The sequence below is a fragment of the Kitasatospora sp. NPDC001683 genome (assembly GCF_053596495.1).
This window is the reverse complement of sequence record NZ_JBSFGK010000001.1, coordinates 202,376-223,648: the sequence shown is the minus strand read 5'-3', so window position 1 is coordinate 223,648 and position 21,273 is coordinate 202,376. Positions and strand designations below refer to the sequence as shown.

Below are 21,273 nucleotides of genomic sequence, written 5' to 3'. Positions count from 1 at the left end.
CCCCGCCGGCCCGCGCCCAGCGGCACGCCCCCCCGCGCCGCCAGAAGTCGGCCGGGCCGACTTCTCGCGCAGCGTCGAACGTCAGTCCGAGTCCAGGCCGGGCTTCGCGCCCTCGGGCTTCGTGTGGAGCACCTCGCGGCCCTGCTCGGCGGCGCGGGCGATGGCCTCGGAGATGAAGTCGAGGAAGCGGGCGACGTTCTCCAGCCGGGCACCGGCCGGGGTGTCGGCACCGAGGATGCCGACGCCCTGGCGGGTGGTGCCGACGAGCTCGGCGGTGGCCCGGGCACTGACCATCATCGACCGGTACCAGATGTCGTCGTCCACGAAGTACCGCTCGCGGCGGCGCTCGTCGCGCTCCCGGCGAACCATGCCCTGACTCTCCAGGAACGCGATCGACTTGGAGACGGTCGCCGGGCTGACCTGGAGGCGCTCGACCAGTTCGGCGGCGGTGAGGCTGCCGTCGTCGGTGGTGTAGAGGCAGGTCAGCACCCGCGCCATCGTCCTGGGCATGCCCGACTGCATCATGACGGTGGTGAGCACCTCCTCGTACGCGCGCACCGCCTCCGCGTCACGGCCGTGGGGCTGCGGGGCGGCGGCGTTCGGGCCCTGGGCCTCGGGCTGCCGGCGGCGCTGGGCCCGCTGTCCGGTGGCGCGGTGGGCGAGGTCGGCGCGGTAGGCGGTGGGGCCGCCGTTGCGCATCACCTCGCGCGTGACGGTCGAGGTCGGCCGGTCGAGGCGCCGGGCGATCTCCGCGTAGGCGAGGCCGTCGGCCAGTCCCAGCGCGATCTGCTGGCGTTCCTGCTGGGTGAGCCTGCCTCCCGGCATCGCCGTCTCCTTCGCGCTCGTGGTCGGTCCCTCCGTAGCTTTCCATCATAAGAAAGCAGCACGACAGGATCGGGGTTGACCTTGACCCAAGGTCAACGCTCACGCTGAAGGGCATGAAGCCGAACGCGAACGCGAAGCAGAACACGAACGCCACCACCTCCGCCTGGACCGGCATGCTGCCGGTGGAGGACACCGCCCTCGCGGTCACCGACACCGGCGGGAACGGCCGCCCGGTGCTCTACCTCAACGGCTCGTACTGCACCCAGAAGGACTGGCGGCCCGTGATCGCCCAACTCGGCGACGGCTACCGCCACATCACCTTCGACGAGCGGGCCCGCGGCAAGTCCGGGAAGTCCGCCGACTACAGCTTCGAGGCCTGCCTGCGCGACATCGACGCCGTCCTCGCCGCCACCGGCGCCCGCAGCCCGATCATCGTCGGCTGGTCCTACGGCGCGGCCCTCGCCCTGCACTGGTCCACCCGCCACCCCGACCGCCTGGCCGGCGCAGTCATGGTCGACGGCGGCTACCCCTGGGACTACCTCGCCACCGTCGAAGGCGGCCGCGAGGCCGGCAAGGAACAGATCCGCAAGCTGTTCAAGCGGTTCGCCCCGCTGATGCCGCTGGTCCGCCCGCTCGGCATGGCCGCCCGGATGTCCGCCGCCGAGCACGCCGAGATCAACATCGAGCTCAACGAGATCGTCGCCGACAGCGCCCCCGCCTTCGACCTCGTCACCTTCCCGATGCGCTACCTGGTCGCCACCGGCGCCAGCCTCGGCGGCACCGACGAGGGCCTCACCGCGATGCGCGCCACCCTCGACCCGATCCTCGCCCGCAACCCCAACGTCCGGGTCAGCGCCACCGTCCCCAGCAAGCACACCACCATCGTCCGCAAGGACTTCCGCGCCATCGCCACCGCCGTCCGAGAGGTTGCCGATCTCCGTCCCCGACTGGTCAACTGACGCCATGACGGACGGAGTAACGATCAGCCAGGCCGCGGCCTTCGCCGGCGTCACGGTGAAGACCATCGGGCACTACCACAAGAACGGCCTGGTCGAGGAGCCCGCGCGCGACCACTCCGGCTACCGCCGCTACGGCAGCCCCGAACTGCTGCGGCTGGTCCAAGTGCGGACCCTGGCCGGGGCGGGCGTGCCGCTCGCCGAGATCGGCCCCATCCTCGACGCCGACCCCGAGGGCTTCGCCGCCGCCCTCGTCGACGTCGAGGAGAACCTCACCGGCAAGATCGACGAACTGATCGCCCGGCGCGAGACCCTGCGCCAACTCGCCACCGGGGACCGGGTCCTGCTCCCCGCCCGGGCCTGCGCCCTGCTCGACCGGATGCCCGGGCTCGGCTTCGGCCCGGACGACGTGAAGACCGCGCACGAGGGCCTGGTCCTGGTCCGGGCCCTGATGCCGGAGGGCTTCGACGAGTACCTCACCCAGATCGAACACAGCCTGGAGGACCCCCGGCACGTCGCCATGATCAAACTCACCTGGAGCGCCGGGAAGTGGGACCGGGACGACCCCAGGATCGAGGAACTCGCCGAGGAGGTCGCCAACCACTTCATCGCCGACCCCTCCCTGCTGCCCACCCTCGGCGGCCTCCGGACCCGCGAGGACGGCGACGCCCGCCACGACCTCCTCACCCACCACGGCGAGGACGACCGCCCCGGCTGGACCCGCCTGACCGCGCTGATCGAACAGAAGCTGCGCGCCGCGGGCGTCGACGTCCCGTAGACCCCGGATCCGCTACTCGGCGGCGGTGAGCAACTTGCGGACGTGATCCGCTGCTTCGGCCAGCGGGACGGACTCCGTCTCGCCGGTGGCCCGGGCCGTGACCTCCACCAGGCCGTCGGCCAGCCCGCGGGCGCCGACCGTGATGCGGTACGGGATGCCGATCAGCTCGACGTCGCGGAACTTCACGCCGGGCCGCTCGTCCCGGTCGTCCAGCAGCACGTCGATCCGCTCGCGCCGCAACTGCCCGTACAGGGTCTCGGCGGCCGCGCGCACCTGCTCGTCCTTCGTCCCGAGGACGACGACGGCCACCTCGAAGGGGGCGACCGCGAGCGGCCAGACGATGCCCTTGTCGTCGTGGTGGGTCTCCACGACGGCGGCCAGCGCCCGCTCCACGCCGATCCCGTAGCTGCCCATGATCGGCACGGTCCGCTCGCCGTCCGCGCCGGCCACCGCGACGCCGAGGGCCTCGGTGTACTTACGGCCCAGCTTGAAGATGTGGCCCACCTCGATGGTGACCGCCACGTCCAGCGGCGCGCCGCAGTCGGGGCAGGGCTCCCCGGCGGTGACCTCCCGAAGGTCCGCCCACCGCCGCACCGCGATGTCCCGCTCCACGGACACCCCGCGCAGGTGCACCCCGTCCGTGTTGGCGCCGGTGGTCATGTCGGTGCGGCCGCGCAGCGCCTCGTCCGCGAGGACGGGCAGTTCCTCGGCGACGCCGACCGCGCCCAGGCTTCCGGGGGAGGCGCCGAGCGCCGCCTCGATCTCCTCGGCGGTGGCCGGGCGGACGGCGGTGGCGGCGAGGGTGTCGACGAGCTTCTGCTCGACCAGGCTGTGGTCGCCACGGACCAGGACCAGGGTCAGCCGGCCGTCGACCACGTACACCAGCGTCTTGATCTGCCGCTCGGCCGGCACGTCGTACCGCCGGGCCAGCTCCTCGATGGTGCGCGCGTCCGGAGTGTCGAACCGCTCGGGGGCGTCGAGTCCGGGGCCGTCCACCACGGCGGGCAGCGCGGACATCGCCTTCTCGGTGTTCGCGGCGTAGCCGCAGCCGGGGCAGCGGACCACCAGGTCCTCGCCGGCCGCCGAGGCGGCCATGAACTCCACCGACTCGCTGCCGCCCATCGTGCCGCTGGACGCCTGAACGGCCAGGACGGGCAGTCCGAGGCGGGCGAAGATCCGCTGGTAGGCGGCCTTGTGCAGCTGGAAGGACCGGTCGAGGCCGGCCTCGTCCAGGTCGAAGCTGTACGAGTCCTTCATGGTGAACTCGCGCACCCGCAGCAGCCCGCTCTTGGGGCGGGGCTCGTCCCGGAACTTGGTCTGGAACTGGAACCACATCTGCGGCAGGTCGCGGTACGACCGCAGCTCCTGCGACAGCACGGTGAAGATCTCCTCGTGCGTCACCCCGAGCGCCAGGTCCGCGCCCTTGCGGTCCTTGAGCCGGAACATCTCCTCGCCGATGGACTCCCACCGGCCGCTGCGCTGCCAGATCTCCGCGGGGTGCATGGTGGGCAGCACGAACTCCTGGGAGCCGATCGCCGTCATCTCCTCGCGGACGATGTCCATGATCTTGGCGCGCACCCGTACGGCCAGCGGCAGCAGCGAGTAGTGCCCGGCCATCAGCTGCCGGACGAACCCCCCTCGCACCAGCAGCCGGTGGCTCACCGCGTCCGCGTCGGCCGGGTCCTCCCGGAGGGTGGGTACGTACAGCTGGGACCAACGCATGGGCCGGACACCGTCCTCTCGGCGAAGCTGCTGACAGGGATCCGGAGTCTAGTGGCGACGCCCGAGGCCGGTCGCCCCGTTTTGGGCGGGGTGACGAGCCCATGAACGACCCGGCCGGCCTCCCCTGCTTCAGGCCTGCTCGGGGAAGGCTGTGGTCAGCGGGGCCCGGCGGGTGAGCACGGCGACGCCCACCAGGGCGAGGGCCGAGAGCCCCTGGAGGACGGCGTACCAGGCGGGGCACAGGCCCGGGATCAGGTCGACGCCGACGATCGCGATCGGCGCGATGGTCGAGAGCGTGCGAACACGGTCGAAGGACCGGTAGGAGCCGTTGGCGGCGCGGGTGATCATGCGGTGGATCACCGGGGCGACCGCGAGCAGGATCACGGCGCGGATCCACAGGAAGGCCGTCGTCCCGTGGCCCGTGAACGCCATCACGGCGACCGTCCCCAGCACGATCGCACTGACGGCGCCGAAGAGCGTGACGTACTTCTTCACCGTGCTGAAGGCCCCACCGAGGTCCGCGCTCGTTTCCATGGTCTCTGTCTCCTCCGTTGTCGTTGTGCCAACGACGCTACGGGGCAGCCGACTTGCCGAGTACGGGTCTGGCCGTACAGCGGGGGTGGGTCCAGACCCACTCCTCAGGAGCAGTCGGAGCGGTACGCGAACGGCCGGTCCGGGCAGTCGGGGCATTCGAACAGGTAGATGCCACCCATGTCGCCGAGCATCAGACCGTGCGGGCACTGGATCCGCGTCCGTTCCTCGTACGGGAGGTCCCAGATCTCGCCCTCCGCCGGAGTGTCCTCGACGGCCAGCCAGGTGCGCCAGCTCGCTCCGTCGAACTCGGCGCTGTTGACGATCAGCAGGTGTTGCATGGTGCGGTCGCAGCTCGGGCAGGTGGGCCAGTCCGGGTCCTGCGTCCAGGTCGGGTAGCCGCCGACCTTGATCCCGTCGGACACCGACAGGTGGGCCTCGTACGACCAGCCGGTCTCCTCCTCGACCTCCTCGAACCTGGCTTCGAGCGCGTCGTACACGCCCTCCGGGAGGTCCCAGCTCGGGTAGTCGACCACCCGCTCCGGGTGCAGGACGCACGGATTCGGCAGATAGTCGCCCTTCACGCCCTCCGGCCGGGCCGGCGCCGCTGCTTCGAGATCGCTCCGGGAACTGTCCCACCGGTACACCTCGGGCCGCGGCACGTAGCCGGGCTCGTGATCGAACGGGCACCACAACACCTGCAACAGGTCGGTGCCGTCCGGGAATTCGAGCCCGGGCACGTCGGCGGCGAACAGCTGCAGAACGGGTACGAGGGGGAACGGCCCCTCGGCCCCCTTCGGTGGCGAATACGACGTCCGCGGATGCCCGTCCGCACAGTGCGGCCACGGCTCCGAGCGCGGCCAGAGCACCGGCCCACCCATCGAACTGTCCCGGACACCCGGGTCGCCGAGCCTCGGATGCAACCGGGTCGCAGGTTCCCGAAAGGCGGCCACCTCGGGAAACACCGCCTCGACGTCGAGCGGACGCGGCGGAGACGTGCGAGCCATCGAACGGCCTATCTGCGGGAGGAGACGAAGATCCACCCGTGTCTACCGGTGGCCTCTCGCGAGGCGCAAGGGGCCACCGGCCGCCGTCAGAGGTCCCAGCGGAACGACGTGCCGTCCGGGGCCGTGTAGCCCACGACCTGGCGGCCGTCCGGGTCGGCTTCGATGGTGAACCACTCACGGCGGGGGCGGTTCTGGTCGAGCCAGCTGCGGTGGGCGGCCTCGACAGCCTCCCAGGAGTCCCGGGGGCCGTGATGGAGGCCAGCCCAGAAGGAGAACCCCGGATCGTCCAGGACGCGGTCGCCTCCGTGGCCTCCGCCCTCGCAGCGGCCATGTACTCGGCTTTGACCTCGTCGGAGACGCCTATGGCCGTGAGGATGCGTTCCACATCCACGACGGTCGGCGCCACCTCGCCCGTCTCGATCTTGCTCAACTTGCTCGGAGGCATGACAGCGCCGCGGGCCACGGCCTTGGCTTCCTTGCCAGAAGCCTGCCGAAGTTCCCGTAGCGCTGTCCCGAGCTGTGTTCTGTTCACTCGCCGTGCTCGGCCCACCAGTCCGCGAAGGGGACGGCGTTCGCCATCGCGATGTCACGGTAGGACTTGAATTCGGCGGTCCGGCTGTTGTCGGTGTGGAAGTCGGATCCGAGGTACTTCCCGTTGCCGTCGTAGCTCATCTCGGCAGCGGTCGCGTCATCGAAGAGCCAGAAGTCCGGCGCCTCGGGAACGGGGTTGGCCTGGTCCGTGGTGTCGAGGATGAAGAACTCCTCGCCGGCCGCCATGTTCCGTTGGTACCCCCAGCCGAGCTCGAACCGGAGGTAGTCCGTGAGCGGGCGCGAGAGGATGTGCACCCGGTACATGCGCTTGTCGGCTCGGGTGGCATCTCCCACGGTCGTGACCCAGCCGGAGGCCTTGAAGTCTTCCGGCTGCTCCTCGCCTGCGAGGAAGGCCTGATAGGCGTCCACTCCGCCGGACTGGCTGTAGTCGTCCAGCGTCTCCAGCCGGAACGCCTCCCGCTCGAACTCCGAAAACCAGTCTCCAAGGGTCCTAGATGAGGTTGTCACGGATGGCCTTTCGGATGAGTTCAACGGGAATCTCGACCAGCATCTCGTGGGCCGGGAGCTGAAGGCCGTGCTCGGTCAGGTCTCGCCTTGGACAGCGAGCGTGCCCCGATCCGTCAGGTAGAGAGTCGGGCATTCACCCTCGTCACAGGAACCCACAAGCCGTGTCGGCTTCACGATGTCTCCTCGCTCGCCCGGTCTCCCGACGATGCTCCCGAGTCCAACAAGCCGAGGCAAGAGGCAAACATTTCCGGTACTGGAACCCGTCCAACTTCGAACGCCCAACCGATAGTTCGGCGGCAATCTCGCTCCTTGCTCCGGTGGCCCCTTGCGTCTCGCAAGGGGCCACCGGAGCAAAGCGGGTTGGCACAGGAAGTCGGCTGGGCCGACTTCCTGTGCAGCGCCGGCCCCGCAGGTGGGCGCTGGACCGCCCTACCGGTCGTCGCCGGCGCCGTGGCGGGTGTCCAGGCAGAGCGCCCACACGTCGGTGTAGGTGGCCGGTGGGCGAGCCACCCACGTGGACGGAAGCCGTCCAGGAGCCGGGCTCGGCGGAGCCGTTGGTGGCCGGAGTGCCGAAAGGGACGAGTTCACGAGAAGGGCAGCGACAGAAGGACGACTCAGGAGGCGGACGGCTCGATCTCCCCCGCGAAGACGATGACCTGGTCGATGAGGCTCCCCCGCAGATGGACGACGTCCGTCCCCGCCAGGCGGGGGCCCCCATCCGGCGTGGTGAAGACCCACCGGTACCGGGCCCACTCGCCAGGCACGTCCACCGCCGAGCAGCGCGCCATCGTGCCGGTCCCCGCCGGGTGGCGCCGGATGTCCAGCACGAACCGCTCGACCGCCGCGGTTCCTTCGCTGCGACCCAACGGCCCCCAGAAGACCACGTCTGAGGTCAGGGCCTGGGAGAGCAGGGCAGTCACATAGCTGTCGTCCGGGGCGTTGAACGCGGAGATGAACGTGTCGATCGCGGAGCGTGCCGTCTCTTCCTGCATCCCCCAGTAATACCAGCGGTTGCGCGTGCGCGCGTCCCGCGAGCCGCTTTCCGATCACGGTGGACCGTCCCGGTCACAGTGCTAGGCGTTGGTGATCAGGTGGTCGAACTCGCCTGCCTTGGCGCCCTGGAGGAACTTGGCGAACTTGAGGCGGGCGGTGCGGACGACGATGTCCGCGTCGTCGGACTCACGTACTTCGAGCGAACCGCCGATGGGAGTAGCGGGACTTCTGCCATGCGGAGCTGGTCATAAGAGCCAGGCTAGCTACCGGCGGCCCCTTGCGGGAAGCAAGAGGCCGCCGAAACGATTCGCTCAGATGTTAGTGATCAGGTGGTCGAACTCGCCTGCCTTGGCGCCCTGGAGGAACTTGGCGAACTTGGGGGTCGTAATGCGGACGATGACATCGCCCTCGTCGGACTCACGGAGTTCGATCACCCCATCGACGGCCTGCACCTCCACACAGTCAGCATTCGAACCGGAGTAACTTGACTTCTGCCAGGTAGAGTTACGCATATTTGCTTTCCATGTCCTTCTTGATGGATCGGATAAACTCTCGGGACTCCTGCTCGGACAGAGCAGCTGAGCCGATCCGGGTGATCAGTGACCGAAATCGGGCCGTGTTGGCCGGTGCGTCGAAGATCAGATTGCCAACCCCTGAGTCCGCCTGGACCGTGTCGAGCTCCTGAACTGGCCCTTCGAAGTAGGTGAAGTTCTCGTTTGGGAGCGGGATCGTATCGGCGTCGAACAGGACAACTCGAATTGAGATGTTGGGTTGCTCGGAGGCATCGACGAGGGCACCCAGCTGCTCGGCGTGAATCTTGGCTCCACCGAACTGCATGCGCAGCGCCGCTTCATGGATGTATGCGGTGAACGGGGTCGCTTCAGATCGAATGATGTGCTGACGCCGCAAGCGAAAGGATGCCCTCAGGTCGACCTCGTGGCCCGGAAGTGGCGGGTAGGAACGCGCAAAGACGGCTGACGCGTAGCCGTTCGTCTGAAGCAGCCCATGAATGAAGGCCATGGTGTAGGCCGAGAGTCCCCGTGCGTGACGCTCGATCTCGGCGACTTCCAGGAAGTCCTGCGATAGGCGGCCGCGGTATTCCTCCCACCAACCGCCCTTGTCCCGGTCGGTGATGATCTCCGCCAGCGCTTCGATCAGGGGCTCGTTGACACACATGCACAGCGCGGCGATCGTCCGCAGGCGTTCGACGCTGATGCCGGTCTTGCCGCTCTCCATCTGGGTCACGTGGGCAGGGTTGATGCCCAGCGCGCGGGCGAGTTGGCTGCCGCCGAGCCCCGCCTGCTCCCGCATTCTGCGCAGCTCGGCGCCCAGACGCAGTTGACGGAGGGTCGGGTTCGATCGAAGCGCCATGACGTCCTCTCTGCAGGTCGTGGGACCAGTCTGCCTCAGAGCGGCAGCCACGTTAGAGGGAACTTCGCGCGGAGCACCACAAATCTGTGGCGGTCCGCGTTATCGTCATTCACAGGTCGATCCGACGGATCGTCAGCAATGCCTTCGTTCTGGGCAGTAGGCGCCTGCTGCCCTCGTGCCGAAGAGCAACCATCACCCGGCCTGGCTCACGGCTTCCCCTCTCCCACACCACAGCCTCACGGAGGTTCCCGTGTGCATCCGTAACACCCCCTCCCTCGCCCTCTCCCGGCAGGCCCTGCGGGACGCCATGACCCGCAACGGCGGCTGGGACACCGAGACCATCTTCAACGCCGAACTCGCCCTCATCGAGCTCATCGTCAACGCCTGGCACCACGCCGGCACCCCCGCGCCGATCGTCTGGTTCTCCATCCTCGACCAGACCCTCCGGGTCACCGTCTCCGACGAGAGCGACGCCCTCCCCCAGCCCCGCACCCCCTCCGGCCTCGCCGAGACCGGTCGCGGCCTCCAGCTCGTCGAGGGCCTCACCGACGGCTGGGGCGTCGACCCGCAGGAACGCGGCAAGACCACCTGGTACGAGCTGGACTCCGACTCGTGACCCACGCCCCCATCGCGCCCGACGACCCCCGCATGCGCGACTACACCGAGCCCCAACTCACCACCCTCCTCGGCGAACTGCACCGGCGCGGCCTGCCCCACGGCCTCCTCTGGGGCTCCGCCGCGCCCGGCGAGACGACCCTCGACGGCCGCATCCTGATCGACTTCGGCAACGCGCCCGTCAGCACTCTGCTCAACCTCCTCCACCTCCTCCGCGACCTGGAGAGGGACGAGCCGTGGCACCGGTGAACTTCTTCTTCGGCGCCGTCCTGGTCGCCCTGCTCGCCCTCGCGATCACCACCGTCGCCCTCGGCGTCATCGCGACCCTCAGGATGCGACGCCCCGACGACGGCGACTGAAATACGCGAAGACCCCCGCCTGGGAAGGCGAGGGCCTCGCGGGTGTCCGACGGCTCCGGGTCAGCCGCCGGACGGGTTTCGGCTTCCACCGAAGCCGCCGCCGAAACCACCGGCAGCAGCCCCCTCAACGAGCTGGCTGGCGTTGTACCCGCCACTGGCATCGGGCGTCCCGACGACGGTCACGCTCTGGCCGGGCTGGAGGTCCGCGACCTTGCCCTCCTTGTTGAGCTGGACCTTGGTCGAATCGCCCGTCGTCACCTTGATCGTGTTGCCGTTGGCGTCGGTCAGATAGACGGTGTTCCCGTCGACGGCCTTGACCGTGCCGCGCGTAAAGCCACCCTGACCCTGACCACCTCGGCGCCCAGCACCCTGGCCGCCGTACCCACCCGCCGCAGCAGCAGCCGCAGCCCGAGGGGAGGACTTGCCACTCGAAGTCCCCTGCTCCTGCTGGTACCAGACCCCGCCCGCGAACGCCCCCGTGGCGATCACACCGCCCGCGAGGACCAGCGTCAGCCACGGCAGCTTCCGCCTCGGCGGAGCCGCCAGCTCCGCGCTCACGTCGCGCGCGTCCGGCGGGGTGGCCAGCAGGGCGACCTGTTCGTCGTGGTCCATCGAAGAAGTGCTCCTACTCGTGCCGGAGGGCGTCGATCGGCCGCAGTGAGGCGGCCCGGTTGGCGGGGTAGCTGCCGAAGAACAGTCCGATGGCGACGGCGATGCCGAAGGCACCCAGCACGGACTCCGGGATCACCACCGGTTTGATGCCGACGATGCTGAAGTGCGAGCCGACGATCCCCGCCGCCACGCCCAACCCCGCGCCGATCACCGACAGCAGCGTCGACTCGGTCAGGAACTGCCCCAGAATGACGGCCCGGGGCGCCCCGAGCGCCTTGCGGATGCCGATCTCCCGCGTCCGTTCCGTCACCGTCACCAGCATGATGTTGGTGATCCCGATCCCGCCGACCAGCAGCGAGATCGCCGCGACCGCGCCCAGCAGCACGGTGAAGGTCTTCGTCGTGCTCTCCCTCGCCGTGAGCAGCGAAGCCTGGTTGGTGATCCGGAAGTCGGCCTTCGTCGGGTCGGCGATCGCATGGGTTCCGAGCAGCACCCGGGTGATCTCCGCCTGCGCCGCCGTCGTGGTCTCGGCGGAGGACGCCTGCACCAGGATCTGGTTGACCGCCCCGAAGCCCGTGAAGGCGTTCTGCACGGTCGGCAGCGGTGCGATCACCACATCATCCGGATCGGTGAACCCGCTGCCGCCCTTGGCCTGCAGCACACCAACCACCGTGAACGGCGTCCCACCGAGCACGATCTTCTTCCCGACCGGGTCCTCGACGTCGAACAGCTGCTTCGCCGTCGTCGCCCCGAGCACCGCGACCTTGCGCGAACCGAGCACGTCGTCGTCCGTGAAGTACTCGCCGTGCGCGACCTTCTGGTTGGCGGTCTCGAAGTACGCGGGGTACGTACCCACCACCGAGCCCGGGCTGTACGAGACGTTCCCGTACAGCGCCGTCGCGCTGGTCGTCACCACCGGTGCGACCGACTTGATCGCCGAGGAGTCCGCGTCGCTCGCCAGCGCCTTGGCGTCGGCGACCGTCAGCTTCTTCACCGAGGACGTGGCCCGCGAGCCGCCGAATGCCGAACCGGCGCTGACCGTCAGCGAGTTGGTACCCAGCGAGGTGATCGAGTCCTTCACCGCCACCGACGAGCCGTTGCCCACCGCGAGCAGCAGGATCACCGAGGCCACGCCGATCAGCACCCCCAGCATGGTGAGCGCCGAGCGCACCTTGTTGGCGGCCAGCCCGCCCACCGCGAAGCGGAGCGTCTGCCAGAGGATCATGCCGGGACCCCCAACAGTGCGGGCGGCAGTCCGTCCGAGGCCGCCTGCCTGACATCACTCACGATCTGCCCGTCGACCAGCCGCAGCACCCGCTTGGCGTGCCGCGCGACCTCGTCCTCGTGGGTGATCAGCACGACTGTGCGGCCAGTGGCGTTGAGCCCGTCGATCAGGGCCAGCACCTCCTCGGTCGAGCGGCTGTCCAGGTTCCCCGTCGGCTCGTCCGCGAGCAGCATGGCCGGCGCCGTGACCAGCGCCCGGGCCACCGCCACGCGCTGCTGCTGGCCGCCCGACAGCTGGTTGGGCTTGTGCCCCGCCCGCTCACCCAGCCCCACCAGCGACAGCGCGGCCATCGCCCGCCGCCGGCGCTCCGCCGCCCGGACGCCCGCGTAGGCGAGCGGCAGCTCGACCTGGGCGAGGGCGGTGGTGCGGGGGACCAGGTTGAAGGACTGGAAGACGAAGCCGATCTTGCGGTTGCGGACGAGCGCGAGCTGCTGCTCGTCCAGGTGGCCGACGTCGATGCCGTCCAGCAGGTAGCGGCCGGAGGTCGGGACGTCGAGGCAGCCGAGGATGTTCATCAGGGTGGACTTGCCGGAGCCCGAACTGCCCATCACGGCAACGTAGTCGCCCTGCTCGATGTCCAGGTCGACGCCCGCCGGCTCGCCGGTCCCCGGCTGGGAGGGGCCGCGCAGGGCGTGCACGGTGGCGTCGCCGTGCCCGTACGACTTGGTGAGCCGGCGGATCCGGATCACCGGCACGGGGTGTGCGGGGACGCGGTTGTCGATGACGTGCTGCATGCTCAGCCCTTACCGCCCCGGCCGCCGCCACCGGTACCGCCACCGCCGCCACCGGTACCGCCCGGGATGCCGACGGCACCACCGTTACGGCCACCACCGCCGCCGCCAAGGCCTGGGAAGGAGGCGTTCGGGAAGCCGTTGTTGCCGCTGGTGGTGGGCAGTTCGACCTTGTCGCCCTCCTTCAGCCCGGAGACCACCTGCACGGTGCTGTCGCCCTCGACGCCCACGCCGACGTCGACCCGCTCGGTGCTGCCGTCCTGGTGCGCCACGGTCGCGGTCCGCGAGGAACCGGTGCCGGACAGCGCCGAGGTCGGCAGCGACAGCGCGTTGTCCGCCTCGCCGGTGATCACCTGGACGGTCGCGCTGAGGCCGGTGCGCAGCGTGCTGGTGTCCCCGCTGAGCTGCAGCGTGGCCGCGTACTGGACGGCGGACGAACCGGCCGCGCCGCTCCCGCTACTCGACGGCAGCGAACTGACCGACAGGACGGTCGCGTTGAGCTTGGTGTCGGACTGGGCGTTCAGGGTGACGGTGGCCGCTTCGCCCTTCTTCAGCTTGAGCGAGTCCAGCTCGGAGAAGTTGGCGGTGACCTGCATCCCGGTCGGGTTGGTGAGCACGATGAAGCCGCTCGGCGTGCTCGAACCCGCGCCCGTACCCGTGGACTTCGAAGACGCGGACGCGCCCGAGGACGAGACGGCCCCCACGGTGTCCCCGACCTTCGCCGAGACCGAGGCGACCGTCCCGTCCACCGAGGCCGTGAGCGTCGTACCGGCCAGCGCGGCCTGGGCGTTGGAGAGCGTGGTCTGCGCGGTGGCGACCTGCTGCTGGGCCTGGGCGACGGCCGCGTCGTCGACCTTGGTGGTGGTGATGGTGGTGGTCTGCGGGGCGGGCGTACTGCTCCCGCCCGCCCCGCGACCTCCGCCGCCACCGGCTCCGACAGTGGCGCCGGGCAGCGGCTCGGTGGTGGTCGTGGTGACGCCGGCCTGCGCCTTGGCGAGGTTGGCGTTCGCCGTGGTGAGGGCCGCCCGGGCGGCGTCCACCTGCTGCTGGGCCGCCGTGGTGTCGACGGTCGCCAGGACCTGCCCCTTCCTGACGACGTCCCCCACCGCGACCTTGACGGCGGTGAGCCGCCCGCCGGTGGTGAAGTCCTGGGCGGCGTCGGTCGGCGAGACCAGGGTGCCGGTTCCGGACACGGTGGCCAGGACCGTCCCCTTGGCGACGGTCGCGGTACGGGCGACCGGCTTGGCGGCCGCCGTGCCGCCGCTGCCGTTGACGGTGGCGTACACCAGGGCGGCACCGCCCAGGAGAGCCACGCCGAGCGCGGAGTTGACGAGGACGGCACCTCGCCGCCGTGGGAGCACCTTCATGGCGGACAGCTTCGCCGGGCGCTCTTGCGGCCCCCTGGGCACGGGCTGGGAGAAGACTGATCGGCCGGATCCGGGCATTCCGCCCGAACCACCCGCGCCGCGCGGACGCCTTGGTCGGTGCGTGGCCAGCCGTTGGCCGAACTCCCAGCGCCCTCCCAGCGACCCCCAGCCATCCGGGAGCACCCGGAGGACGCCCCGGAAACGGCGACGGAGCGGGAAGTCGGCCGGACCGACTTCCCGCTCCGCGCGCCGGCGTCCGGACGGTTACGAGGCGGGCTTGTTGAGGCCCACCTGGGTGATGCTGGTGATCTTGCCGGAGGCGTCCAGCACCACGTCGACGGTGTTGCGGTCGAAGCAGGGGTCGGTGTCGGCGGCGGAGGTGTGGTTGAGGCAGAAGTCGCTGTGCGCCGCGAACTGCGCGAGCGTGACCTGGTGGGTGCCGTAGTTGAGGTCGGCCAGCTTGGCGGTGGCGCCGGCGGCGAAGGTGTAGGACTTCTCCCCGCCCGCGTCGATCCAGCCGCCCTCGGGCTTGCCGCAGAGGTACTTGGTCTCCTTGGCGTAGACCGTGGTCGCGGTGGCCGTCTTGGAGAGGTTCAGCATCTTGTGCCCGGCCGGGACCGCCGGGGCCTTGCAGTTCGGGTCGTTCGCGGGCGCGCCGGTCGCGCCGCCGGTCGGCGCGTTGGCCGGCGCGGTGGTCGCACCGCCGGTCGGCACGTTGGTCGGGGCGACGGCGACCGTCGGGGCGGCGCCGGTCGGCGCGGGCGACGGGTCGTTGTCCGGGCCACAGGCGGACAGGGCGAGCGCACCGGCAGCGGCGGCGACGATCAGGAGGGCACGGCGAGGGGACATGGTCGATCCTTGGGGGACTGGTCGGACGGGAGCGGGGACGGGACCGAGGGTCACGGGGCGTCGTTGTAGAGCTCGGTGATCGCCGTGATCTTGCCGGAGGCGTCCAGCACGATGTCGTAGTCCGTGCCTTCGTCGCAGTTCGAGGCCGGGTCATTGATGTGGTTCACGCAGTGGGTGCTGTGGTCGACGAGCCGCTCCAGCGTGATCGACTTCTGGCCGTCGATCGTGGTGAGCGTCGCCTTCGCACCGGGCGCGAAGGTGTAGGTCTTGTCCTCCCCCACGGGCCACCAGCCCTGGTCGGGCATGTGGCAGGTGTACTCGCCGTCCTTGGCGACGACCGTGGTCGTCGTGGTGGGCTTGCTGAGCACGATCACCTTGTGTCCGGCGGGGATCGGCTTCATCTCCCCGGGCTTGCAGTCCGCCCCGGCCTGACCGGGGTTCGGGGCGCCGGACGGCTTCGCGGTCTTGGTGGGCTTGGGCTTGGCGGTGCCCGACCCGGTCGGCGCGGCTGTGGGCACCGAGGCCGCGGTCGCGGACGCCGTCGGCGCGGCCTTGGTCGCGGTCGGGTCCGGCGTCGGGTCGTTGCCCGGACCGCAGGCGGACAGGGTGAGCGCGACGGCGGCGGCCGCGACGGCCAGGAGTGCGGTGCGAGAGTTCAAGGTGGTTCCCCCGTGAGACGGGCAGTCGGGCGACTGCCTGCTGACGGTCGAACAGACTAGCGACCGGAGCGCGGGGGAGACACCTGGATGATCTTCTGATGCCGGATCAGCACGAAGTCGGGACACAACGCCGCAGGGGCGCACCGCACACGCGGCACGCCCCTGCGGAACGGCGAACGCCTCAGAGCGCCTTGCGGAAGGCCTCCGCCACCGCCAGGAAGATCGAGTTGCCCTCGGTCTCGCCGATCGACACCCGCACGCCCTCCGGGAACGGCCGGACGATCACCCCGGCCGCGGCGCAGGCCGCGGCGAAGTCCGCCGAGCGCTCGCCGAGCCCGAGCCAGACGAAGTTGGCCTGCGAATCCGGGATCTCCCAGCCCTGGGCGCGCAGCCCGGCGACCACCCGGTCGCGCTCCTCGACCAGCGCCTCGACCCGCACCAGCAGCGCCTCCTCCGAACGCAGCGAGGCGACGGCGGCGGCCTGGGCGATCTGGCTGACGCCGAACGGGACGGCGGTCTTGCGCAGCGCGTTCGCCACCGGCTCGTGGGCGATGGCGAAGCCGACCCGCAGGCCGGCCAGGCCGTACGCCTTGGAGAAGGTGCGCAGCACGCAGACGTTGGGGCGGTCGCGGTAGAGGTCGATGCCGTTGGGCACCTCGGGGTCGCGGATGAACTCGATGTAGGCCTCGTCGACGACCACCAGGACGTCGCCGGGGACGGCGTCGAGGAAGCGCTCCAGCTCGGCGCGGTGGATCACGTTGCCGGTGGGGTTGTTGGGGTTGCAGACGAAGATCAGCCGGGTGTTCGGGGTGACTGCGGCGAGCATCGCGTCGAGGTCGTGGTCGCCGTTGTCCTTGAGCGGGACCGGGACGGGCGTGGCGCCGGCGATCTGGGTGATGATCGGGTAGGCCTCGAAGGAGCGCCAGGCGAAGATCACCTCCTCGCCGGGCCCGGCCGTGGCGAGCACCAGCGACTGGGCGACGCCGACCGAGCCGGTGCCGAGGGCGATGTGCTCGGTGGGGACGCCGAAGCGCTCGGCCAGGACGGCGGTCAGCTCGCCGGCGCCCATGTCGGGGTAGCGGTTGAACGAGCCGGCCGCCGCGACCGCCGCCTCCAGGACGCCGGGCAGCGGGTTGTTCGGGTTCTCGTTCGAGGACAGCTTGTAGGCGTCGGCACCGGCCGGCTTGCCGGGCTTGTAGGTGGGGATGCCGTCCAGGCTCGGGCGCAGGCGCGGGCCCTGCGCTGAGGTACCACTGCTCACGGTCGTACTCCTTCGTGTTCTCTGCCGGTCCGCCCGCCCTCGCACGGTCGGGATCGCCACCGTGCTGCGGTACCTGGCCACGCCCCTGGGATTCTCGGAACGCGCCCGGACCACCCCGGTCGGGTGCCCTGCACGATACCGACCGCCCTCACCCGTAGGAGTGAGATGCCCGGACGGGTTACAGGCGCAGTTCAGCCATTCTGCCCGGTTCCTTTGGCACATGTCAGAGGTAAGAGGCCTGGTTTCGGGAGGGGATCGAAGGGGCGCACCCCGGCTCACTCTTGGAGAAACGTATCTCCGAAGGCTCCCGATGCGCCGGTCACAGACCCTTGTCAGGAGCCATACGATCGGTCCGCCATGACAGCAGCAGCCAACCAGAGCGGTCGGCGACCCACCACCTCACGGCGTCTGGAGCGGGCCGGCATCCGGGATGTGGCAGCAGCCGCCGGAGTGTCGATCACCACCGTCTCCGACGCGCTGAACGGGAAGGGCCGCCTGCCCGACGAGACCCGCAGCCGGGTGCGCGAGGTCGCCGAGCGCCTCGGCTACCGCCCCTCCGCGGCGGCCCGCACCCTGCGCACCGGACGGTCCGGCCTGATCGGGCTGACCGTCACGACCTACGGCGAAGAACCCTTCACCTTCACCGAGTTCGCGTACTTCGCCGAGATGGCCCGGGCCGCCACCAGCGCCGCCCTGGGCCGCGGCTACGCGCTGGTGGTGCTGCCCGCCTCCTCCCGCCACGACGTCTGGGGCAACATCGCCCTGGACGGCACGGTGGTGATCGACCCGCCCGACCAGGACCCGCTGGTCAGCGAGCTGTACCGGTCCGGGGTGCCGGTGGTCAGCGACGGCAAGCCCGGCAACTGCCCGGTCACCGCCTGGGTCGACAACGACCACGAGGCCGCCGTGCTCGGCATCCTCGACCACCTCTCCGAGGCCGGCGCCCGCCGGATCGGCCTGCTCACCGGCACCAGCACCGACACCTACACCCGGCTCTCCACCGAGGCCTACCTCGGCTGGTGCGCCAAGGTCGGCCAGGAGCCGGTGTACGAGGCCTACCCGGCGCACGACCCGGCGGCCGGCGCGGTGGCCGCCGACCGGCTGCTCGCCCGCCCCGACCGGCCGGACGCCGTGTACGGCCTGTTCGACCCCAACGGCACCGACCTGCTGGCGGCCGCCCGCCGCTACGGCCTGCGGGTGCCGGACGACCTGCTGCTGGTCTGCTGCAGCGAGAGCGACGTCTACGCGGCCACCGAACCGCCGATCACCACGCTCTCGCTCAAGCCGCGCAAGATCGGCACCACCGTGGTCAACCTGCTCATCGACGCGATCGAGGGAGTCGACTCCGGGACGGGCGTGGACATCGCCCGGCTGTTCCCGCCGCGCTTCCGCACCGCCGGCAACGGCCCGCCGCCGGGCACCCTGATGCCGACCGAACTGATCGTCCGCGCCTCCTCCCAGCGGCGCAGCCCGCGCACCACCGTCAGCCCGCCCCGCCCGCCGGGCGAGGTGTAGACCTCGCGCGCATCGGCCGACGGCCGTCGACACACCGACGAGACGCCGACGGCCCACCGTCGGAACGCCGTCGAGACACCGGCGGCACCCCGTCGAGGCACCGACGGGACGCCGACGAGACCCTACCGAGCCGGGACAAAACGGACCTTGCGGTACCGCCCGGCTGACGCTCCGGAGGATTGGATACCCACCAGGTGACGACGGCGGGAGAGTGGTCTTCCTATGATGGGCGAATGACACCCGAGGACCGCTTCCCCGGACCTGAGCACCCCCACTCAGGCCCCCGCCACCAGCCGGACCTCGATGTGCTGCCGTACGGCACCTACTACGAACCCGAGCCCGCCCCGGACTACCAGGGCGCGCCGTACGACGCGGAGACCTACAGCGGCTACGGCGGCGCACGCTACCTGGAGCAGCACTGGCCGGCCGACGGCCAGGGGCAGGGGCAGGGGCACACCGTGCACGCCCAGGGCCCGGGCACCGACCACGGGCCGGCCGACCAATCGGCGGTCTTCTCGCACCCGGGCCAGGGCGATTACGAGGCCGGCTACGAGACCGGGTACGAAGGCGGCTACGCCCCCCAGGACCACTCCGGCCACGCCGAACACGCTGGCCACGACGTCCACTCCGGCCACGACGTCCAGGACCATCCCGGCTACGAGCCCACCCTGCCCGACCAGCCCTCCCCGGCCCTCCAGCTCGCCGAGCAGCTCCCCGACCAGCTGTCCGAGCAGATCCCCGACCAGTTCTCCGACCGCGACGACCCGCCGACCATCGAGCTCGGCCCGCCGCTGCCCGACCCGGCCGCGCCGACGTACCCGTACCCGGCCCCCGGCCCCGGCGAGCCGCCCGGCCCGGTGTACGTGGTCGGCGACGTGCACGGCTACCTCGAGGAGCTGCGCGCCGAGCTGCACCACCAGGGCCTGATCGACGCCGACGGCCACTGGTCGGCCGGCCGCGCCCGGATCTGGTTCCTCGGCGACTTCACCGACCGCGGCCCGGACGGCATCGGCGTCATCGACCTGGTCATGCAGCTCGCCGCCGAGGCGGCCGCGGCCGGCGGCTACTGCCGCGCCCTGATGGGCAATCACGAACTGCTCTTCCTCGGCGCCCACAAGTACGGCGACGAGCCCGTCCAGTCCACCGCCGGCACCGCCTCCTTCCTCGCCGCCTGGCGGCTCAACGGCGGCCAGCAGACGGACCTGGACCGGCTGGAGGCCCACCACATCAGCTGGCTCTCCCGGCTGCCGGCCATCGGCCTGGAGGACGGACACCTGCTGCTGCACTCCGACACCACGGCCTACCTGGAGTACGGCGAGTCCATCCCCGACGTCAACGACGCGGTGCACAGCCTGCTCGCCGACGGCGGCGTGGACGAGTGGTGGGACTGCTTCCGCCGCTTCACCAAGCGCTTCGCGTTCCGCGGCGACGCCGGGCCGATGGCCGTCCACGAGCTGCTCGACACCTACGGCGGCTCCCGGATCGTGCACGGGCACAGCCCGATCCCGTACCTCACCGGCGCGGTGCACGCGGACGACGGGCAGCCGCCGCACATCCCGGGGCCGTACGTGTACGCGGACGACCTGGCGGTGGCGATGGACGGCGGGGTCACCATGGAGGGTCGACTGCTGGTCGCCCGGCTGCCCATCTGATCACCAGTCAATAAAAGCCACTGGAACAGTTGTTCCCGGCGCCCGGTCCCCCGCACGCGCGCCGCCCGGGGCGCGAAATTCCGGAAACCGACTGTCAGCACGGCGGCACCCGCCCCTACCATGAGGCACACCACACCCGGCCGCCCGTCCGGCGGCCCGCCTCCGCGCCCGTCCCGGCGTCCTGGGGTGTCCCGCGTCCCCGATGCGGCCCCGCGTCCTCGCTGCCGGCCGGGGTCCGCATGAACGGGGTCCCCATTGTCCAACCCCCCGCCGCTGCTCGCCGAGGACCGCCCGGAGTACGAGCGCCTCCTCGGCGAAGCCCTGCGCGACCGCACCGTCCTCACCGCCCTGCGCGCCCCCGGCGCGCTCACCGCCGACCAGCTCCGCGTCCGCGCCCTGCGCGACGCCGACGTCATCAACACCGCGGCCGGCACCGAGTACGCCCACTACACCGCGCTGCGCGAGAGCCTGCGCGCCACGCCCCCGCCGCCCACCGACGTCGAACCGTACGCCCCCGGCCTGCTCAGCCAGTTGCGCTCGACCAACGGCGGCGCCGGGCTGTTCCCCGTCCTCACCGTGCTGACCCCGATCCTCGCCTGGTCCGCCGGGCTGGTCCTGCTGCTGGTCGGCTACGTCCTGCGCGCCGCCGACTCCGGCCTGGTCCTCGCCCGCTCGCTGGTCACGGCCGGCTGGGTGGCCCTCTCCGCCGGGGTCGCCGCGATGGCCGTCGGCATCATCGGGCTGCTGCTCACCGCGATACGCGACGGCGCCGCCGCCGTCCCGGCCGGCACCGACCCGGAGCTCGCCGCCGAACTCGCCGCCGCCCGGGCCGAATGGCGCACCGCCCTGCGCGAGCGCGGCCTGCTGCCCTACCTCCACACCCACCTGCCGGCCGTCCCCGGCCGCCCGGCCCCCGCCTTCACCAGCCCCGACTTCACCGGCCCCGGCTACAGCCCGCCCGCCTTCACCAGCCCCCGCCCCGACGGCCTCACCGACCCCGAGGGCCGCACCCCCCGCCCCGCCGCCTTCACCCCACCCGACTTCACCGGCCCCGGCTACACCGCGCCCGACTTCACCAGCCCGGACGACGTCGGCTGAAACGGCCCGCGCTCGCCGTCGGGTCCGC

The 21,273-nt window shown here is 71.0% G+C and carries 23 protein-coding genes and 2 pseudogenes; 8 read left to right on the top strand and 17 right to left on the bottom strand.

The window, feature by feature from the left end; translation table 11 throughout:
- Positions 1 to 81 precede the first annotated feature (81 nt).
- Complete coding sequence (locus ACWCYO_RS01045; protein WP_270145533.1) at positions 82 to 825, bottom strand: GbsR/MarR family transcriptional regulator; 744 nt, start codon at positions 823 to 825, stop codon at positions 82 to 84.
- A gap of 113 nt (positions 826 to 938) precedes the next feature.
- Between ACWCYO_RS01045 and ACWCYO_RS01040 the strand changes: the two genes are divergently transcribed.
- Entirely contained in the window at positions 939 to 1,784 is an 846-nt protein-coding gene (locus ACWCYO_RS01040) for an alpha/beta fold hydrolase (RefSeq protein WP_270145535.1), read from the top strand.
- 4 nt (positions 1,785 to 1,788) lie between these two features.
- Positions 1,789 to 2,559, top strand: coding sequence for a MerR family transcriptional regulator (locus ACWCYO_RS01035; protein WP_449782935.1), 771 nt, complete (start codon positions 1,789 to 1,791; stop codon positions 2,557 to 2,559).
- A gap of 12 nt (positions 2,560 to 2,571) precedes the next feature.
- Here ACWCYO_RS01035 and ACWCYO_RS01030 read toward each other — a convergent pair whose 3' ends face one another.
- The 9 genes and pseudogenes from ACWCYO_RS01030 to ACWCYO_RS00990 form a co-directional block, all read right to left on the bottom strand.
- Positions 2,572 to 4,281, bottom strand: coding sequence for a proline--tRNA ligase (locus tag ACWCYO_RS01030; RefSeq protein ID WP_270145539.1), 1,710 nt, complete (start codon positions 4,279 to 4,281; stop codon positions 2,572 to 2,574).
- 129 nt (positions 4,282 to 4,410) lie between these two features.
- Positions 4,411 to 4,815, bottom strand: a complete 405-nt coding sequence (locus tag ACWCYO_RS01025) for a hypothetical protein (RefSeq protein ID WP_449782938.1) — start codon at positions 4,813 to 4,815, stop codon at positions 4,411 to 4,413.
- Between the two features lie 104 nt (positions 4,816 to 4,919).
- Entirely contained in the window at positions 4,920 to 5,552 is a 633-nt protein-coding gene (locus ACWCYO_RS01020; protein WP_449782934.1) for a DUF1963 domain-containing protein, read from the bottom strand.
- Positions 5,553 to 6,096: 544 nt separating this feature from the next.
- Positions 6,097 to 6,351: pseudogene (locus ACWCYO_RS01015) on the bottom strand (helix-turn-helix domain-containing protein); the annotation flags it as partial.
- A complete protein-coding gene (locus ACWCYO_RS01010) occupies positions 6,348 to 6,878 on the bottom strand; it encodes a DUF6879 family protein (RefSeq protein WP_449782933.1) in 531 nt (176 codons plus the stop codon). The pseudogene ACWCYO_RS01015 and the gene ACWCYO_RS01010, both read right to left, overlap by 4 nt.
- A pseudogene (locus ACWCYO_RS01005) lies at positions 6,862 to 7,052 on the bottom strand (hypothetical protein). Before ACWCYO_RS01005 ends, ACWCYO_RS01010 begins: the two are co-directional and overlap by 17 nt.
- Before the next feature lie 440 nt (positions 7,053 to 7,492).
- On the bottom strand, positions 7,493 to 7,870 hold the full coding sequence (locus ACWCYO_RS01000; RefSeq protein ID WP_449782932.1) for a nuclear transport factor 2 family protein: 378 nt from the start codon (positions 7,868 to 7,870) through the stop codon (positions 7,493 to 7,495).
- A gap of 312 nt (positions 7,871 to 8,182) precedes the next feature.
- The gene (locus tag ACWCYO_RS00995) at positions 8,183 to 8,383 is read right to left on the bottom strand and encodes a DUF397 domain-containing protein (protein ID WP_270145549.1); all 201 of its coding nucleotides are present in this window, start codon (positions 8,381 to 8,383) and stop codon (positions 8,183 to 8,185) included.
- Positions 8,376 to 9,242: a helix-turn-helix domain-containing protein gene (locus ACWCYO_RS00990; protein WP_270145551.1), complete on the bottom strand. Its 867-nt coding sequence runs from the start codon at positions 9,240 to 9,242 to the stop codon at positions 8,376 to 8,378. Before ACWCYO_RS00990 ends, ACWCYO_RS00995 begins: the two co-directional genes overlap by 8 nt.
- Positions 9,243 to 9,492: 250 nt before the next feature.
- On the opposite strand from ACWCYO_RS00990, the gene ACWCYO_RS00985 reads away from it, so the two are divergent.
- From ACWCYO_RS00985 to ACWCYO_RS00975, 3 genes are read left to right on the top strand one after another with little or no spacing between them, the layout of a single operon-like run.
- Positions 9,493 to 9,858 carry an ATP-binding protein gene (locus ACWCYO_RS00985; RefSeq protein WP_270145553.1) on the top strand — a complete coding sequence of 122 codons (366 nt, stop codon included), beginning with the start codon at positions 9,493 to 9,495 and terminating at the stop codon, positions 9,856 to 9,858.
- A complete protein-coding gene (locus tag ACWCYO_RS00980; RefSeq protein ID WP_449782931.1) occupies positions 9,855 to 10,106 on the top strand; it encodes a hypothetical protein in 252 nt (83 codons plus the stop codon). The genes ACWCYO_RS00985 and ACWCYO_RS00980 overlap by 4 nt, the downstream gene beginning before the upstream one ends.
- Entirely contained in the window at positions 10,094 to 10,216 is a 123-nt protein-coding gene (locus ACWCYO_RS00975) for a hypothetical protein (protein WP_270145557.1), read from the top strand. The genes ACWCYO_RS00980 and ACWCYO_RS00975 overlap by 13 nt, the downstream gene beginning before the upstream one ends.
- 60 nt (positions 10,217 to 10,276) lie before the next feature.
- On the opposite strand, the gene ACWCYO_RS00970 is transcribed toward ACWCYO_RS00975, so the two are convergent.
- The 7 genes from ACWCYO_RS00970 to hisC form a co-directional block, all read right to left on the bottom strand.
- Positions 10,277 to 10,828 (bottom strand): hypothetical protein, encoded by a 552-nt coding sequence (locus ACWCYO_RS00970; RefSeq protein WP_449782930.1) that lies wholly within the window; start codon positions 10,826 to 10,828, stop codon positions 10,277 to 10,279.
- A gap of 13 nt (positions 10,829 to 10,841) precedes the next feature.
- Entirely contained in the window at positions 10,842 to 12,053 is a 1,212-nt protein-coding gene (locus tag ACWCYO_RS00965) for an ABC transporter permease (RefSeq protein WP_270145561.1), read from the bottom strand.
- On the bottom strand, positions 12,050 to 12,847 hold the full coding sequence (locus ACWCYO_RS00960) for an ABC transporter ATP-binding protein (RefSeq protein ID WP_270145563.1): 798 nt from the start codon (positions 12,845 to 12,847) through the stop codon (positions 12,050 to 12,052). The genes ACWCYO_RS00965 and ACWCYO_RS00960 overlap by 4 nt, the downstream gene beginning before the upstream one ends.
- 2 nt (positions 12,848 to 12,849) lie before the next feature.
- Positions 12,850 to 14,211: an efflux RND transporter periplasmic adaptor subunit gene (locus tag ACWCYO_RS00955; protein WP_449782929.1), complete on the bottom strand. Its 1,362-nt coding sequence runs from the start codon at positions 14,209 to 14,211 to the stop codon at positions 12,850 to 12,852.
- Between the two features lie 264 nt (positions 14,212 to 14,475).
- Complete coding sequence (locus tag ACWCYO_RS00950) at positions 14,476 to 15,060, bottom strand: hypothetical protein (protein WP_449782928.1); 585 nt, start codon at positions 15,058 to 15,060, stop codon at positions 14,476 to 14,478.
- Positions 15,061 to 15,110: 50 nt separating this feature from the next.
- Positions 15,111 to 15,719: a hypothetical protein gene (locus ACWCYO_RS00945; protein WP_270145569.1), complete on the bottom strand. Its 609-nt coding sequence runs from the start codon at positions 15,717 to 15,719 to the stop codon at positions 15,111 to 15,113.
- A 181-nt stretch (positions 15,720 to 15,900) separates the two neighbouring features.
- Complete coding sequence (gene hisC, locus ACWCYO_RS00940; RefSeq protein ID WP_270145571.1) at positions 15,901 to 16,980, bottom strand: histidinol-phosphate transaminase; 1,080 nt, start codon at positions 16,978 to 16,980, stop codon at positions 15,901 to 15,903.
- A 357-nt stretch (positions 16,981 to 17,337) separates the two neighbouring features.
- Here hisC and ACWCYO_RS00935 point away from each other — a divergent pair, with 357 nt between their 5' ends.
- From ACWCYO_RS00935 to ACWCYO_RS00925, 3 genes are all read left to right on the top strand, one after another.
- The gene (locus ACWCYO_RS00935) at positions 17,338 to 18,495 is read left to right on the top strand and encodes a LacI family DNA-binding transcriptional regulator (protein ID WP_270145572.1); all 1,158 of its coding nucleotides are present in this window, start codon (positions 17,338 to 17,340) and stop codon (positions 18,493 to 18,495) included.
- A gap of 233 nt (positions 18,496 to 18,728) precedes the next feature.
- A complete protein-coding gene (locus ACWCYO_RS00930) occupies positions 18,729 to 20,147 on the top strand; it encodes a metallophosphoesterase (protein ID WP_270145574.1) in 1,419 nt (472 codons plus the stop codon).
- Between the two features lie 255 nt (positions 20,148 to 20,402).
- Positions 20,403 to 21,245: a hypothetical protein gene (locus ACWCYO_RS00925; protein ID WP_270145576.1), complete on the top strand. Its 843-nt coding sequence runs from the start codon at positions 20,403 to 20,405 to the stop codon at positions 21,243 to 21,245.
- Positions 21,246 to 21,273 lie beyond the last annotated feature (28 nt).

Excerpts from the sequence above, each read along its gene's own strand:
- ACWCYO_RS00935 (WP_270145572.1), top strand. The coding sequence starts at position 17,338 with ATGACAGCAGCAGCCAACCAGAGCGGTCGGCGACCCACCACCTCACGG.
- ACWCYO_RS01030 (WP_270145539.1), bottom strand. The coding sequence starts at position 4,281 with ATGCGTTGGTCCCAGCTGTACGTACCCACCCTCCGGGAGGACCCGGCC.
- ACWCYO_RS00960 (WP_270145563.1), bottom strand. The coding sequence starts at position 12,847 with ATGCAGCACGTCATCGACAACCGCGTCCCCGCACACCCCGTGCCGGTG.
- ACWCYO_RS01035 (WP_449782935.1), top strand. The coding sequence starts at position 1,789 with ATGACGGACGGAGTAACGATCAGCCAGGCCGCGGCCTTCGCCGGCGTC.
- ACWCYO_RS00970 (WP_449782930.1), bottom strand. The coding sequence starts at position 10,828 with ATGGACCACGACGAACAGGTCGCCCTGCTGGCCACCCCGCCGGACGCG.
- ACWCYO_RS01040 (WP_270145535.1), top strand. The coding sequence starts at position 939 with ATGAAGCCGAACGCGAACGCGAAGCAGAACACGAACGCCACCACCTCC.
- ACWCYO_RS01045 (WP_270145533.1), bottom strand. The coding sequence starts at position 825 with ATGCCGGGAGGCAGGCTCACCCAGCAGGAACGCCAGCAGATCGCGCTG.
- ACWCYO_RS00955 (WP_449782929.1), bottom strand. The coding sequence starts at position 14,211 with ATGAAGGTGCTCCCACGGCGGCGAGGTGCCGTCCTCGTCAACTCCGCG.
- ACWCYO_RS00950 (WP_449782928.1), bottom strand. The coding sequence starts at position 15,060 with ATGTCCCCTCGCCGTGCCCTCCTGATCGTCGCCGCCGCTGCCGGTGCG.
- ACWCYO_RS00930 (WP_270145574.1), top strand. The coding sequence starts at position 18,729 with ATGACACCCGAGGACCGCTTCCCCGGACCTGAGCACCCCCACTCAGGC.
- ACWCYO_RS00990 (WP_270145551.1), bottom strand. The coding sequence starts at position 9,242 with ATGGCGCTTCGATCGAACCCGACCCTCCGTCAACTGCGTCTGGGCGCC.
- ACWCYO_RS00965 (WP_270145561.1), bottom strand. The coding sequence starts at position 12,053 with ATGATCCTCTGGCAGACGCTCCGCTTCGCGGTGGGCGGGCTGGCCGCC.
- ACWCYO_RS01025 (WP_449782938.1), bottom strand. The coding sequence starts at position 4,815 with ATGGAAACGAGCGCGGACCTCGGTGGGGCCTTCAGCACGGTGAAGAAG.
- ACWCYO_RS01000 (WP_449782932.1), bottom strand. The coding sequence starts at position 7,870 with ATGCAGGAAGAGACGGCACGCTCCGCGATCGACACGTTCATCTCCGCG.
- ACWCYO_RS00995 (WP_270145549.1), bottom strand. The coding sequence starts at position 8,383 with ATGCGTAACTCTACCTGGCAGAAGTCAAGTTACTCCGGTTCGAATGCT.